12 protein-coding genes and 1 tRNA gene are annotated in these 13,561 nt (G+C 72.6%); 9 read left to right on the top strand and 4 right to left on the bottom strand.

Annotated features, from left to right (window positions below; translation table 11 throughout):
- Positions 1 to 11 precede the first annotated feature (11 nt).
- Entirely contained in the window at positions 12 to 551 is a 540-nt protein-coding gene (locus SPRI_RS20255) for a GlcG/HbpS family heme-binding protein (RefSeq protein ID WP_005315700.1), read from the bottom strand.
- Positions 552 to 1,025: 474 nt separating this feature from the next.
- Here SPRI_RS20255 and SPRI_RS20250 point away from each other — a divergent pair, with 474 nt between their 5' ends.
- The 4 genes from SPRI_RS20250 to SPRI_RS20235 all read left to right on the top strand — a co-directional run bounded on the left by SPRI_RS20250 (position 1,026) and on the right by SPRI_RS20235 (position 4,217).
- Complete coding sequence (locus tag SPRI_RS20250) at positions 1,026 to 2,159, top strand: sensor histidine kinase (RefSeq protein ID WP_053557762.1); 1,134 nt, start codon at positions 1,026 to 1,028, stop codon at positions 2,157 to 2,159.
- Positions 2,156 to 2,779 (top strand): response regulator, encoded by a 624-nt coding sequence (locus SPRI_RS20245; protein ID WP_005315697.1) that lies wholly within the window; start codon positions 2,156 to 2,158, stop codon positions 2,777 to 2,779. The genes SPRI_RS20250 and SPRI_RS20245 overlap by 4 nt, the downstream gene beginning before the upstream one ends.
- Before the next feature lie 405 nt (positions 2,780 to 3,184).
- Positions 3,185 to 3,703, top strand: a complete 519-nt coding sequence (locus tag SPRI_RS20240; protein WP_005315695.1) for a hypothetical protein — start codon at positions 3,185 to 3,187, stop codon at positions 3,701 to 3,703.
- A 13-nt stretch (positions 3,704 to 3,716) separates the two neighbouring features.
- Positions 3,717 to 4,217 carry a hypothetical protein gene (locus SPRI_RS20235; protein WP_005315692.1) on the top strand — a complete coding sequence of 167 codons (501 nt, stop codon included), beginning with the start codon at positions 3,717 to 3,719 and terminating at the stop codon, positions 4,215 to 4,217.
- Positions 4,218 to 4,291: 74 nt separating this feature from the next.
- On the opposite strand, the gene SPRI_RS20230 is transcribed toward SPRI_RS20235, so the two are convergent.
- The gene (locus SPRI_RS20230) at positions 4,292 to 4,960 is read right to left on the bottom strand and encodes a pentapeptide repeat-containing protein (protein WP_182327685.1); all 669 of its coding nucleotides are present in this window, start codon (positions 4,958 to 4,960) and stop codon (positions 4,292 to 4,294) included.
- 120 nt (positions 4,961 to 5,080) lie between these two features.
- On the opposite strand from SPRI_RS20230, the gene SPRI_RS20225 reads away from it, so the two are divergent.
- A complete protein-coding gene (locus SPRI_RS20225) occupies positions 5,081 to 6,265 on the top strand; it encodes an NAD(P)-binding protein (RefSeq protein ID WP_053557149.1) in 1,185 nt (394 codons plus the stop codon).
- Positions 6,266 to 6,311: 46 nt separating this feature from the next.
- The gene (locus tag SPRI_RS20220) at positions 6,312 to 7,307 is read left to right on the top strand and encodes a zinc-binding dehydrogenase (protein WP_053557148.1); all 996 of its coding nucleotides are present in this window, start codon (positions 6,312 to 6,314) and stop codon (positions 7,305 to 7,307) included.
- A 64-nt stretch (positions 7,308 to 7,371) separates the two neighbouring features.
- Here the strand turns inward: SPRI_RS20220 and SPRI_RS20215 are convergent, their stop codons facing one another.
- Positions 7,372 to 7,842 (bottom strand): GNAT family N-acetyltransferase, encoded by a 471-nt coding sequence (locus SPRI_RS20215; protein ID WP_005315672.1) that lies wholly within the window; start codon positions 7,840 to 7,842, stop codon positions 7,372 to 7,374.
- A gap of 167 nt (positions 7,843 to 8,009) precedes the next feature.
- Here SPRI_RS20215 and SPRI_RS20210 point away from each other — a divergent pair, with 167 nt between their 5' ends.
- Entirely contained in the window at positions 8,010 to 9,401 is a 1,392-nt protein-coding gene (locus tag SPRI_RS20210; protein ID WP_005315670.1) for an NAD(P)/FAD-dependent oxidoreductase, read from the top strand.
- A gap of 220 nt (positions 9,402 to 9,621) precedes the next feature.
- Positions 9,622 to 11,895 carry an FG-GAP repeat domain-containing protein gene (locus SPRI_RS20205; protein WP_053557147.1) on the top strand — a complete coding sequence of 758 codons (2,274 nt, stop codon included), beginning with the start codon at positions 9,622 to 9,624 and terminating at the stop codon, positions 11,893 to 11,895.
- A 163-nt stretch (positions 11,896 to 12,058) separates the two neighbouring features.
- Here SPRI_RS20205 and SPRI_RS20200 read toward each other — a convergent pair.
- Positions 12,059 to 12,135, bottom strand: a tRNA-Thr gene (locus tag SPRI_RS20200).
- Between the two features lie 178 nt (positions 12,136 to 12,313).
- Between SPRI_RS20200 and SPRI_RS20195 the strand changes: the two genes are divergently transcribed.
- The gene (locus tag SPRI_RS20195) at positions 12,314 to 13,441 is read left to right on the top strand and encodes an ABC transporter ATP-binding protein (RefSeq protein ID WP_005315664.1); all 1,128 of its coding nucleotides are present in this window, start codon (positions 12,314 to 12,316) and stop codon (positions 13,439 to 13,441) included.
- The last annotated feature ends 120 nt before the right edge of the window (positions 13,442 to 13,561 follow it).

The raw sequence follows: 13,561 nt of genomic DNA, 5'->3' as shown, positions 1-13,561 counted from the left end.
GACCCGCCCGGTCAGCGGCCGAGCGCGGCGGCGCCCGCCTGGGCGAACTTCTCGTCGAGCTCGCCGCTCGGCGCGCCCGCCACACCGATGCCGGCGACCGGAGCGCCCTTGGCCTGCACCGGCACCCCGCCGCCGAGGAACAGGGTCCCCGGGATGTCCTTCAGGTTCGGGGCCTGCTCCAGCCGCTTGACCAGCTCGGAGGTGGCCGCGTTCCAGGAGACCGCGGTGTACGCCTTCTTCTGTGCCGACTCGTACGACTGCGGGCCCGCGCCGTCGCCGCGCAGGGTGACGATCGTGTTGCCGTTCCGGTCGACGACGGCGACCGTGACGCGCTGGTTCTCCTGCTCCGCGGCGTCGAGAGCGGCCTGCGCGGCCCTGGTGGCCGCGTCGATCGTCAGGTGCGTGGACTGCTGCAGGCTGCGGGACGAGACGTCGGCGGTGACGGCCGCCTTGGTCTCCGCGGCCGGGGCGGAGGCGTTCGCCGCGACGGCACCGAACGTGCCGGCGGCGACAACGGCTGCGGTGGCGGCACCGATCAGGGTCTTCTTCATCCGGGTGGCTCCTTCATGAGGGCGGCTGTTCCGCCGTGGCTCTCGTTCCTCCATCGATCCTGTGGCCGTGGAGGGCCCGGCACGGTCCACGCTCCGGCTGCCTGTGGCGCGCATGATGGACGACGGGCGTGTCAGCCGATCGGTTGATGCCCCCATGGGTCCGCCGGGCCACCATGAAGAAGCAGGCCCAGGTCGGAGGCCCGGGCGGTCGAGGAGACGACGGTGGACGAGGAGCAGGGGCGGGGCGGAGCCCCAAAGCGGGCGCGACCCCGGGAGCGGCCATGGGCCCGTCCCCGGGCGCGGGACCGGCACGGCGACGCGCTCGCGGGCGAGCAGCGCGGCGGGCTCCCGGGCGGGCGGAGGGACAGTCGGACCGGCGGGCAGAACGACGGCCGGCCCGGCGAGCACACAGGCGAGCAGCACGGCGAACAGCACCGCGAGCAGGATCCCGACGCCCGATGGCTGGCCGGTGTGATGCACGCGGCGTTCTTCCTGCTGCTCGGCGCCTCGCTCGCCCGCTACCTGCTCCGCCACCCCTGGGAGTTCCGGTCCCCGTGGATCATCGGGCTCTCCGTGGCCCTCGCCGTCCTCTACACGGTGGGCCCCGTGTTCGGCCCGCGCGCCACCCCCCGCCGGCTGATGTGGCTGTTCACCGTCGTGGCCGTCTGGGTCGTCCTCGTCCTCCTCGCCCCGAGCTTCGCGTGGTGCGCGGTGCCGCTCCTCTACACGGGGCTGCGCGCGCTGCCGACCCGCGCGGCGATCGCCCTGGTCGCCCTGCTCACGGTGTTCGTCGTCGCCGCACAGCTGCAACTCGCGCAGGGCGGCTTCGACCCGAACCTGGTCATCGCGCCGCCCGCCGTCGCAGCCGTCGCCACGGCCGTCTTCGTCCACGCGGAACGGCTCGCCGACCGCCGGCGGGCACTCATCGACGACCTGGTCCGTACCCGTCGCGAACTCGCAGCCACCGAGCGCCGGGAGGGCACACTCGCCGAACGGCAGCGGCTGTCCATGGAGATCCACGACACCCTCGCGCAGAGCCTGTCCAGTCAGCAGATGCTGCTCCAGGCCGCGGACCGCACCTGGGCCAGCGACCCGTCCGCCGCCCGTGGCCATGTCCGCACCGCCGAGTCCATCGCGGAGCGCAGCCTCGCCGAGGCCCGCCGCTTCGTCCACGACCTGGCCCCGGCGGACCTGGCCGAGGGCGGAAGCCTGCCGGAGGCGCTCCGCACGCTCGCCGCCCGGGAGTCCACCGACGCCCTCCCCGTCCGCTTCCACCTCGACGGCATGCCGGCGCCACTGCCCGACCGGGTGGAGTCCGCACTGCTGCGTATCGCCCAGGGCGCGCTGGCGAACGTACGGGAACACGCCGGCGCCACCGCCGCCACGCTGACCCTCACGCTCATGGACGACCAGGTCGTCCTCGACGTCGCGGACGACGGACGCGGCTTCGACCCCGCCGCCGACCGCTCCTCCCCCGGCGTGCGCGGACACGGCCTGCCCGCGATCAGGGCCCGTGTCGAACAGCTCGGCGGCACCCTCACCGTCGAATCCGCACCCGGCGAGGGCACCGTGCTGTCCGCCGCGATCCCGTTGGAGGCCCGGCCGTGACAGCCGTACGGATCCTGCTCTGCGACGACCACGCCGTCGTGCGCGCCGGACTGCTCGCGCTGCTCGGCAGCGAACCCGACATCGAGGTCGTCGGTGAGGCGGGCAGCGGCGAGGAGGCCGTCGCGATGGCCGCCAAACTGAAGCCGGACGTCGTCCTGATGGACCTCCAGCTGGGCGCGGGCATCGACGGCGTCGAGGCCACCCGCCGTATCGCCTCGCCCGGCACCCATGTGCTGGTCCTGACCACGTACGACACGGACGCCGACATCACCCGGGCCATCGAGGCCGGCGCGACCGGCTACCTCCTCAAGGCGGAACGCCCGGAGGAGCTGTTCGCGGCGATCCGCGCGGCCGCGCAGGGGCGCACCGCGCTGTCGGCGCCGGTGGCGAGCCGGGTCATGGACCGTATGCGAGGGGCCGCCGGCCCGTCGCTGACCGACCGGGAACGCGACATCCTCGGCCAGCTGGCACGCGGCCTCGGCAACCGCGAGATCGCCCGCGCGCTGTTCATCAGCGAGGCGACCGTGAAGACCCACCTGGGCCGTATCTACGCCAAGCTCGGTGTCGACACCCGGGCGGGCGCGGTGGCGGTGGCGAAGGAGCAGCGCCTGCTGCCGTGACGGCGCCGGCGGGCGGGCGGGACTCCGGCTCGGCCGACGGGGCGACGGCCGGCCGGGAGACGAGGGCGTGCCTGCCCAGGAAGCGGTGGCCGGCCGGGAGGCGAGGGCGTGGCTGCCCAGGAGGCGGAGGCCGTGGCCGCCCAGGAGACGAGGGCGGTGGCCGCCCGGAAGGCGGAGGCGGGGCCCGCCCGGGAGGCGGAGGCGGGGGCCGCCCAGGAGGTGGCTGACGCTTCGGCCGCGGCTCAGGCCGCGCGGGGCCTGCCCCGCCCCTCCCCTGACACGACCCCTCGCCCCGCACCCGGTTGCGGCTGCGACCCGCGTCCGGGCCGTCTCCGCCGCGCGGCGGAGCCGGTCCGCCGCACAGAAGGAAGCGTCCCCGCACCCGCCACGGCCATCGTTGGTGTCATGACCACACCGACCGCATCCTGCCGCCCGCCGGCCCCGCCCACAGCCACCGCACCGGCGGTCGCCCCCGCTCCGCGCTGGGCCCGCCGTGCCGCGCACGCCGTCGCCCTGTGCGCACTGCCCTCCGGTCTGTGGCGCATCGCCATGGCGAGCGGTGTCCACGTCGGCTACAGCGACCAGGTCCTGCGCGACGCCTTCGGCATCCCCGGCTGGGGCATCGCCTACGTCGTCGGCCTCGCCGTCGTCTCCGAGCTCGCCGCCCTGTTCCCGCTGCTCCTGGTCAGCGACCGGTGGCAGCCGCTGCGTCCCCGCACGCTCGCCGCCCTCGCCTGGACCGCGTCCGCCCTGACGGTCGCCTTCGCGCTGTGGCAGCTGGTGGTCCTGTTCACCGTGGAGAGCCAGAGCTACCTGTCGGGCACCGCCGAGACCGTCTGGGCGTTCTTCTTCGGACCGCTCGCCGCCGTCCCCTTCCTGCTGACCGCCGTCACCTGGTCGTACAGCAGGCGCCGCCGGGCATGACACCATCGACCACGTGCTCGACATCGGCTACTCCCTCTCGCGCCGCTTCCCCGACCCGCCGCAGACCGACTACCGGCGCGCCGACGTGCAGGCGCTGCGCCACGACCTTTTCTGCGGCGACGTCTATCTCGCCGACACCGAGAAGGACCGGGAGGTTTCCACAGCCTGGGGATGGGTGCCCGTGCTCGACTTCGCCTGGGCGCTGTGCGACATCGTCGAGCAGCTCGACCGCGACCCGCTCGGCAGCCGCGCGTCGAAGCCGCAGTACGCCGAGCTCGACTTCACGGAGTCCAGCGACCGGATGCTCTTCGAGCGCCGCTTCGGATGGGTCGACGTCGAGGCCGACTGGATGCCCGGCGACGAGCCGCCGATCACCTTCAACCACGCCGAACTCCGCCGCGAGGCCCGCGACTTCCTGCACGACCTGATCGCCGACCTCACCGACATGCACGAGGGCCTCGGCGACAACCCGGTGATCTGGGACCTCCAGGCGCGCTTCCCCCGCACGGCCTGACCGGGAGCCGGCCCGGCCCTCTGCTCCCCCGTCCCACCCGGCTGCTCCGCCCGCACGCCGATCCGCGCCGCGAACTACTCCACCCTCACGCCGATCTGCGCCGCGAACGCCGGGGCCAGCTCCAGCAGTTGCCCCGGGCTGATCACCGCACCCGCCAGCCGCTCCACGCCGCGCGCGATGCCGAGCTCCGCCGCACCCCGGAGATCGACGTCCTTCATCCGCACCGCGGTCAGATCCACCTGGCGCAGCACACAGTCCCGGAACTCCACCCTCTCCAGCCGCGCGCCCCCGAAATCCGCCTCCGACAGCACGCAGCCGTCGAACACGACGTCCGTCAGTCGCGCCTCCCGGAGATTCAGGTAGTCGATCTTGCCGCCGCGCAGCACCACCCCCGTCAGCGACGCCCCGTGCAGCTGCGCCCCGCCCAGCCGTGCCTCCCGCACCTCCACGTCACGCAGCGAGGCGCCGGCGAGATCCGCCCCCACCCCGCGGACCCCCTCCAGCACGCAGTCCACGAAACGGGCCTGCGCCAACTGCGTGCCGTCCAAGGCGCAGTCCGTCAGCGCACAGTCGATGAAACGCGCCCCCGTCCCCTGCTGACCGCCCAGGTCCAGCCCCTCGAACCGCACCCCGTCGTAGTCACCGTCCGGCTCCAGTGCGCCGCCGCCGAACTCCTCCAGGTGCGGCAGCCGCACCTCGGTCACCCTCGCCGCCGCCACTGCCGGTCTCCGCGCCTTCGCCATCCCCCCATGGTGACGTGCGCCACTGACAACGCCTTTCCGCCCGTCCGATGTCACATCCCCCGGCCCCCGGTCCGTCGCAGCCGTGAGAGCGACGAGCCGAACGACCCGGGAGAGACAGCCATGCAAGAGATCACCGTCATCGGCGGCGGCTTCGCCGGCCTCACGGCGGCCATCACCGCCGCCGAGTCCGGCGCCCGTGTGTCCCTGTACGAGGCCCACCACACCCTCGGCGGACGCGCCCGCACCAGCGACGGCCCCTACCGGACCAACGACGGCCCCCATGCCCTCTACTGCCGCGGCCCCCACTGGACCTGGCTGAAGCAGCGCGGCCTCCTCGGCCCCCTCGCGCCGCTGCCTCCCCTCCAAGGCGCCCGCTTCCGCTTCCGCCGCGACGGCGCGCTGCGCAGGACCCCGCCCCTCGGAATGCTCAGGCTCGCCCGCCGGCCCGCCGGCTCGGCGCCCGTCGACACCGACTTCCTGACCTGGGCGACGACCGTCGCGGGCGAGCGTGCCGCCCGGGCGGCCGCCCACTACATGGGCGTCGCGCTCTTCCACCACGACCCCGGCTCGCTCTCCGCCGCGTTCGTGCAGGAACGCCTCCGACGGGCCACGGCCCTGCCGCCGGAGGCCCACTATCCGCGCGGCGGCTGGGGGCAGGTCGTGGAGCGGATGGCCGCCCGCGCCTGGGACCTGGGCGTACGCATCGAGACCACGTCACGCGTCGACGCCCTGCCCGAGGGACACGGCCCCGTCATCGTCGCCACCACCCTCGACGCGGCCCGCCGCCTCCTCGGCGACGAGACCCTGCGCTGGACCAGCGGCCGCACCACCCTGGTCGACCTGGCGCTGCGGACCCGCCGCGGCGACGCGTTCGTGGTCTCCGACCTCGACGCCCCCGGCTGGCTGGAACGCTTCACCGCCCAGGACCCGACCCTCGCCCCCGCCGGGGAGCAGCTGGTGCAGGGCCAGCTCCCCGTCGGGCCCGACCGGTCCAAGGCCGACGGGACCGCCCATGCCGAGGCCCTCCTCGACCTCGGGTTCCCCGGCTGGCGGGAGCGGACCGTGTGGCGGCGCGAAGCGCTCGCGAACGGCCGCACCGGCGCACTCGACCTGCCCGGCACCACCTGGCGCGACCGTCCCGCCATCGACCGCGGCGACGGCGTCTACCTGGCCGGCGACCAGGTGGCGGCGCCGGGGCTGCTCTCCGAGGTGTCCTTCAACAGCGCGCTGGAGGCGGTCTCGCTCGCGCTGCGCGGCGGTTCGCACCGGGCGGCCCGCAACCACCTTGACGTCAAGCGCGCTTGAGGTTGAAGAGTGGGCCCGACGACCCCACCACAAGGGAGCCCACACCATGCACGCCGTCCGCCTGCACGCCTTCGGCCCCGCCGAGAACCTGACGTACGAGACGGCCGACGACCCCGTACCCGGCCCCGGCCAGGTACGGATCGCCGTCGCCGCCGCCGGTGTCCATCTCCTCGACACCGCGCTGCGCGAGGGCGCGCGGGGCCCGTACCCCGTCGCCGTGGAGCTGCCGACGATCCCCGGCCGCGAAGTCGCCGGCGTCGTCGAGTCCGTCGGCGAGGGCACCGACCCCGACCTGCTCGGCAAGCGCGTCGTCGCCCACCTCGGCATGGCGCCCGGCGGCTACGCCGAACTCGCCGTCACCGACGCGGACCGGCTCCACGAGATCCCCGAAGAACTCGACGAGGTCGCGGCCGTCGCCATGATCGGCACCGGAAGGACCGCGCTCGGCATCCTCCAGTACACCGGCCTCGGCCCCGACGACATCGTGATCGTCCCCGCCGCGGCGGGCGGCATCGGCACCCTGCTCGTCCAGTACGCCAAGAACGCCGGCGCCACCGTCGTCGGCCTGGCCGGCGGCCCCGCGAAGACCGCCCGCGTACGCGACAACGGCGCCGACCTGGCCGTCGACTACACGCGGCCCGACTGGCCCGGCACCGTACGCGCCCACCTCGGCGACCGGCGTGCCACCGTCGTCTACGACTCCGTCGGCGGCGAGGCCGGCCGCGCCGCCGTGGACCTCCTCGGGAAGGGCGGCAAGCACATCGTCTTCGGCTGGTCCAGCCAGGGCATCCTGTCCGACAGCCCGCTCACCCTCACCGAGGAGGAGCTCGCCGAACGCGGCATCACCTCACAGGGCGTACTCGGCCCCGCCATGTTGGAGAAGGCCGGCGGTCTGCGCGCCCTCGAGAGCCGTGCCCTCGCCGAGGCCGCCGCCGGCCGGCTCCGCCCCGCCGTCCAGCGCTACGCCCTGGCGGACGCCGCCGAAGCACACCGCGCCCTCGAGACACGCGGCACCGTCGGCAAGGTCGTCCTGGTCCCGTAGTCCCGAAGGCCCACAGTCCCGCATGCCCGTAGGCCCGTAGGCCCGGCCTGTCAGAAGGGAGGGTTCAGGCCCCGAGGCTCTTGAGCGCCCCGTCGGTCAGCCGGTAGACCGTCCACTCGTCCTGCGGCCGCGCCCCCAGCGACCTGTAGAAGTCGATCGACGGGGTGTTCCAGTTCAGCACCGACCACTCCAGACGCTCGTAGCCGCGCTCCACACAGATCCGCGCCAGCTCCGTCAGCAGCGCCTTCCCGTGGCCGCCGCCCCGCAGCCGGGGCCGCACGTACAGGTCCTCCAGGTAGATCCCGTGCACACCGCGCCACGTCGAGAAGTTCAGGAACCACAGCGCGAAACCGGCGACCTCGCCGTCCTCCGTCTCCGCGATGTGCGCGTACGCGGCGGGCCGCTCGCCGAACAGCGCCTCACGCAGCTGCTCCTCGGTCGCGTTCGCCTCGTGCAAAGCCTTCTCGTAATCGGCGAGCTCCCGGATCATCTCGTGGATCACGGGCACATCGGCTGGTGCGGCAGTACGAATCATGCGTCCAGCCTGCCCTTACGACCGCTCGACGCGCCAGGAGGTTCCACGGAGCGGACCACCGCCCGCCCGGCCGCGGCCCGCGCCGCGCCGCACGTCGCGGAAAGCGGCCCGGAGCAGTAAATTCCCGCCACACGGCCCACCCAACGGCAGGGAAAGCAGCGACCCACATGAACACCGTCAACGGCGGCATATCGTTCTGGTACGCGCAGGACGGCGCCCCCGTCCCCCGCGAACCCCTCCCCGGCGACAGCACCGCCGACGTCTGCATCGTCGGCGGCGGGTACACCGGCCTGTGGACCGCTTACTACCTCAAGAAAGCCGTCCCCTTCCTCAACATCACCGTCCTGGAAGCCAGGTTCTGCGGATACGGCGCCTCGGGACGCAACGGCGGCTGGCTCTACAACGGCATCGCCGGACGCGACCGCTACGCCCGGCTGCACGGCCACGACGCCGCCGTACGCCTCCAGCAGGCCATGAACGACACCGTCGACGAGGTCGTCCGTGTCGCGGGCGAGGAGAAGATCGACGCCGACATCCACAAGGGCGGCGTCCTCGAGGTCGCCCGCACGCCCGCCCAGCTCCAGCGTCTGAAGGACTTCCACTCCGTCGAGATCGCCTTCGGCGAGAAGGACCGGCTGCTGCTCGGCGCCCGCGAGACCGCGGAGCGCGTCCACGTCAGCGGCGCCGTCGCCGGCAGCTGGACCCCGCACGGCGCCCGCCTGCACCCGGTGAAACTGGTCAAGGGCCTGGCCGCCGCCGTGGAGGCGCTCGGCGTCACCGTCCACGAGTCGACGCCCGTCACGGAGATCAGGCCCAAGCACGCCGTCACCCCGTACGGCACCGTCCGCGCGCCGTACATCCTGCGCTGCACCGAAGGGTTCACCGCGTCCCTCAAGGGCCAGCACCGCACCTGGCTCCCCATGAACTCCTCCATGATCGTCACGGAGCCGCTCCCGGACGACGCCTGGGACGAGATCGGCTGGTCCGGCCGCGAGACCCTCGGCGACATGGCACACGCCTACATGTACGCCCAGCGCACCGCCGACAACCGCATCGCGATCGGCGGCCGCGGCGCCCCCTACCGCTACGGCTCGAGGACCGACAACGACGGACGCACCGGCCCCGCCACCGTCGAGGCACTGCGCGAGATCCTGATCCGCTTCTTCCCCCGGCTCGCCGGCGCACAGATCGCCCACGCCTGGTCCGGCGTCCTCGGCGTCCCCCGCGACTGGTGCGCCACCGCCACCCTCGACCGCTCCACCGGTCTCGGCTGGGCCGGCGGCTACGTCGGCTCCGGCGTCGCCACCTCCAACCTGGCCGCCCGCACCCTGCGCGACCTGATCCAGCAGGACTCCGGCCAGTCGGGCCCCACCGACCTGACCGCGCTCCCCTGGGTCAACCACAAGGTCCGCAAATGGGAACCGGAGCCCCTGCGCTGGCTCGGCGTCCAGACCCTCTACACCGCCTACCGCAGGGCCGACCGGCTCGAGGCCGCCACCCACACCCCGACGACGGCCCGCCTCGCGACCCTGGCGGACAGGATCTCCGGCCGCCACTGATGCCCTCCTGAGACGCAGCGGGGCCCCGGCACGCCGTGCCGGGGCCCCGCTGCTCCAAAGCCCCCCGGGTTCGACGACGAGGAGTCAAGGGGGGCCGCACCGTCCGTACGCCACCTGCCCCGGACCTTCACGCGCGTACAACCCTCCGGCCCGAACGGGAGTCACATCGAACGGCGTTGGTCAGGACCACGCGCCGATTCGAGTTCCCCAGGAGGAACCTTTGATCTCCGCAAGCACGACCCGTCGGGGGGTCTCCGCCGCGATCACCACCGTCCTCGCTGTGACGCTCGGTGCGGGCGCCCTGTCGGCCCCGGCCACCGCGACACCCCTGCCCGCCGCCGTGACGGCCGAGGCGGGAACGCGGACGGCACCCGTCCCGTACCCGGTGAACGGATACTTCAGCGCGGCCGGAAAGACCGGATTCCTGACCAGCGAGCGCCCCTTCAGCAGCCGCTCGCACACGTGGACCCGGTTCGCGGACGGTTCGACCGTCGCGATCGACGCCGCCGTGGTCGATACGACCGGGTCGGACGTGGTCGTGACCGGTGAGGGGCAGAGCCTGAGCCGTTCCCTGGTCCTGAAGCTCCGCGACATGGCCGTCGGCGGCAGGACCGTCACGATCGACCTCCGCCCGCTGAACGGCGTCTACGTGAAGGCCGTCTCCCAGGACACGGTCCTGGCTCAGGTGACGAACGCTGACGGCTCCACGGAACTGCGCCTCGTCACCCGGACCGGCGACACCGTCACGCATCGGAAGGTCGAAGGCGTCCCGTCCGGGGCTCTGAGCCTCGCCTCCGGTTCACCCCGTGACGGCTCGGTCCTGCTCTCCTACGCGCTGAAGACCGACGCGTCGTGGCGGCGCGAGTTCGCCGTGGTGGACCTCGCCGCCGCCAAGGTGGTCTCCACCCACGAGACCGACGCCTACTTCACCAGCGGGCAGACCCTCTCCCCCACGCACCTGGCCTGGGCGGAGGAAGAGGGGAAGGTCTACACCGTCGACCGTGCCACCGGCGTCGAGACCGTGACCGACTTCCACCTCTACGAGGGCGAGAGCATGGCCGTCGGCCTGCTGGGCTCGTGGTTGACGTACGGGACCCCGGGGAGACTGGGGGGAGACGGCACGGGAGACTCGCGAACGCGCGTGCCCTTCACGGCGAAGTCCCTGACCTCCGGAGAGTCGTTCAAGCTCCTCGACCACGTCGAGAGACTGCAGTCCGGCTCCGACGACACGCTGTTCGTGCGCGGCGGCACCGTCGAGCACGGTGAGGGCCTGTACCGGATCGCCCTGGGCGCGGACGGCAAGCCGGCGGCCGAGATGGTCGCCTCCACCGGGGAGCCGACGCAGCTCGTCCACCTCGGTGCGCGGATCCCGCACCCCTTCGACCTGACCGCCCCGGTACCGCTCAAGTGGCAGTTGTCCCGGGAGAACGCCGACGTCGACCTGAAGATCACCCATCGCGGCACCGGCAAGTCCTTCTCGAAGCGGCTGCACCTCTACAGCGAGTCCGCCGGCAGCGAGTACTACTACGGGAACGGGGTCTTCGGCATCACCTGGGCGCAGGTCGCGGCCGAGTCCCAGATGGGCAAGGACGCCGAGGTCGGGGTGTACGACTGGTCGTTCACGGCCCATCCGCAGGGCGGCGTGGGTCCGGCCGTGGAGGCATCCGGCAGCTTCAACGCCGCCAAGGGGCTCTCCTCCCCGCACGACATCAGCTGGGACGGCAGCCCCGACCTGCTGGCCCGTGACGCCCAGGGCGTGCTGTGGTGGGCCGCCCCCAGGTACGACGTCACCAAGAAGACCCTCCTGCCGTACTCCATGCCCAGCAAGATCGGTGGCGGCTGGCAGGTCTACGACCGGATCGAGGCCGTCGGCGGCATCGGCGCCGGTGCGGCCGACTTCGTCGCCCGGGACAGGAGCGGCGTCCTGTGGCTGTACGACGTGACCGGCAACGGGTACAGGCCGTCGTTCGCGGCCCGCAAGCAGATCGGCGGCGGCTGGAACACGTACACCCAGATCACCGGCGGCAGCGACCTGAACGGTGACGGCCGGGCCGACCTCGTCGCCACCGACAAGGCCGGCGCGCTGTGGCTCTACAAGAACACCGGCAACCTCAGCGCCCCCTTCGCCAAGAGGCAGAAGATCGGCACCGGCGGCTGGGGCGTCTACAACCGGATCACCGCCACCGGCAACATCGGCGGCGCCGCCGCCGGCGACCTCGTCGCCCGCGACAAGGCCGGTGTGCTCTGGCTCTACCTCGGCAAGGGCGACGGCACCTTCGCCGCCCGCAAGCAGATCGGCGGCGGCTGGAACGCGTACACCGACACCATCGGCATCGGCGACGCCGACTACGACGGCCGCCCCGACCTGTACGCGTACGGCCCCGGGAACACCGGTTACTTCTACGCCGGAACCGGCGCCTGGAGGACCCCCTTCGCCGGCCGGGTCCCCAGCCCGGTCCTGACCGGAAACCCCGCGTACAACCACGTCTCCTGACCCACCCGACGCCCACACCCCGCCCCGCCGGTCCTCCACCAGGAGAACCGCGGGGCGGCGGCGCGTCCGGCCCTGCGGACGGGTTCTTCGGCAGCCCGCAGCCGTTGATGTCACACGTGGACGTCAAAGGCCCCCGGCCTGCTCGACCGGGGGCCTTTCGCCCTGGAGCCCCCTGTCGGGTTCGAACCGACGACCCCCGCTTTACAAGAGCGGTGCTCTGGCCAGCTGAGCTAAGGAGGCAGCCAGAGCAGTGTAACCAACCACCGGGCCACCATGGTCGACAATTTTCGTGACCCGTGAACTGCTGACAGACGGCACCCGGCCAGGTAGCGTCACCGCAGGTCCACACCGTTGGACCAGACCACTCCCTTACTCGGATCGTCCGGCACGTTCCTGCCGGTGAAGGAGACACATCAGCATGGCTACTGTCACGTTCGACAAGGCGACCCGGATCTACCCGGGCTCCGAGAAGCCCGCCGTCGACCAGCTCGAGATCGAGACCGAGGACGGCGAATTCCTCGTACTCGTCGGGCCGTCCGGCTGTGGCAAGTCGACCTCCCTGCGGATGCTCGCGGGTCTCGAGGACGTCAACGGCGGCTCCATCCGGATCGGCAACCGCGACGTCACGCACCTGCCGCCGAAGGACCGGGACATCGCCATGGTGTTCCAGAACTACGCGCTCTACCCGCACATGACCGTCGCCGACAACATGGGCTTCGCCCTCAAGATCGCCGGCGTCAACAAGAGCGAGATCCGCAAGAAGGTCGAAGAGGCCGCGAAGATCCTCGACCTCAGCGAGTACCTGGACCGCAAGCCGAAGGCCCTCTCCGGTGGCCAGCGCCAGCGTGTCGCGATGGGCCGCGCCATCGTGCGTGAGCCGCAGGTCTTCCTCATGGACGAGCCGCTGTCGAACCTCGACGCCAAGCTCCGTGTCTCCACCCGTACGCAGATCGCGAGCCTGCAGCGCCGCCTCGGCATCACCACCGTGTACGTCACGCACGACCAGGTCGAGGCCATGACCATGGGTGACCGCGTGGCCGTGCTGAAGGACGGCCTGCTCCAGCAGGTCGACTCGCCGCGCAACATGTACGACCGCCCCGCCAACCTCTTCGTCGCCGGCTTCATCGGCTCCCCGGCCATGAACCTCGTCGAGGTCCCGATCACCGACGGCGGCGTGAAGTTCGGCAACAGCGTCGTCCCGGTCTCCCGCGAGGCTCTCTCCGCCGCCGCCGACAAGGGCGACACGACCGTCACGGTCGGCGTCCGCCCCGAGCACTTCGACGTCGTCGAGCACGGCGCGGGCGACGCCAAGACCCTCTCCAAGGACGCCCCGGCCGGTCTCGCCGTGTCCGTGAACGTCGTGGAGGAGCTCGGCGCCGACGGCTACGTGTACGGCTCCGCCCAGGTCGGCGGCGAGCACAAGGACCTCGTCGTCCGCGTCGGCGGCCGCGCCGTCCCGGACAAGGGCAGCGAGCTCCACGTCGTGCCGCGCGCCGGTGAGATCCACGTCTTCTCGACGTCGACGGGCGAGCGCCTCAGCGGCTGACCCGCGAAGCGGCCGTGCCGCTGAGCACAGCAGTGACGAAAGCCGGGCCCCCGCACTTCGGTGCGGAGGCCCGGCTTTTCGGGTAATTGGGCAAATAAGCTGTCAGAGGCGGATGTTCAG

The organism is Streptomyces pristinaespiralis, from assembly GCF_001278075.1.
Taxonomy (GTDB): Bacteria; Actinomycetota; Actinomycetes; order Streptomycetales; family Streptomycetaceae; genus Streptomyces; species Streptomyces pristinaespiralis.
Note: the sequence above shows the minus strand (reverse complement) of the source record. Positions and strands in the feature narration are given on the sequence as shown.

What these genes read in the sequence shown, in the direction of transcription:
- SPRI_RS20255 (WP_005315700.1), bottom strand. Translation starts at nt 551, where the DNA reads ATGAAGAAGACCCTGATCGGTGCCGCCACCGCAGCCGTTGTCGCCGCC.
- SPRI_RS20250 (WP_053557762.1), top strand. Translation starts at nt 1,026, where the DNA reads ATGCACGCGGCGTTCTTCCTGCTGCTCGGCGCCTCGCTCGCCCGCTAC.
- SPRI_RS20240 (WP_005315695.1), top strand. Translation starts at nt 3,185, where the DNA reads ATGACCACACCGACCGCATCCTGCCGCCCGCCGGCCCCGCCCACAGCC.
- SPRI_RS20230 (WP_182327685.1), bottom strand. Translation starts at nt 4,960, where the DNA reads ATGGCGAAGGCGCGGAGACCGGCAGTGGCGGCGGCGAGGGTGACCGAG.
- SPRI_RS20225 (WP_053557149.1), top strand. Translation starts at nt 5,081, where the DNA reads ATGCAAGAGATCACCGTCATCGGCGGCGGCTTCGCCGGCCTCACGGCG.
- SPRI_RS20220 (WP_053557148.1), top strand. Translation starts at nt 6,312, where the DNA reads ATGCACGCCGTCCGCCTGCACGCCTTCGGCCCCGCCGAGAACCTGACG.
- SPRI_RS20215 (WP_005315672.1), bottom strand. Translation starts at nt 7,842, where the DNA reads ATGATTCGTACTGCCGCACCAGCCGATGTGCCCGTGATCCACGAGATG.
- SPRI_RS20210 (WP_005315670.1), top strand. Translation starts at nt 8,010, where the DNA reads ATGAACACCGTCAACGGCGGCATATCGTTCTGGTACGCGCAGGACGGC.
- SPRI_RS20195 (WP_005315664.1), top strand. Translation starts at nt 12,314, where the DNA reads ATGGCTACTGTCACGTTCGACAAGGCGACCCGGATCTACCCGGGCTCC.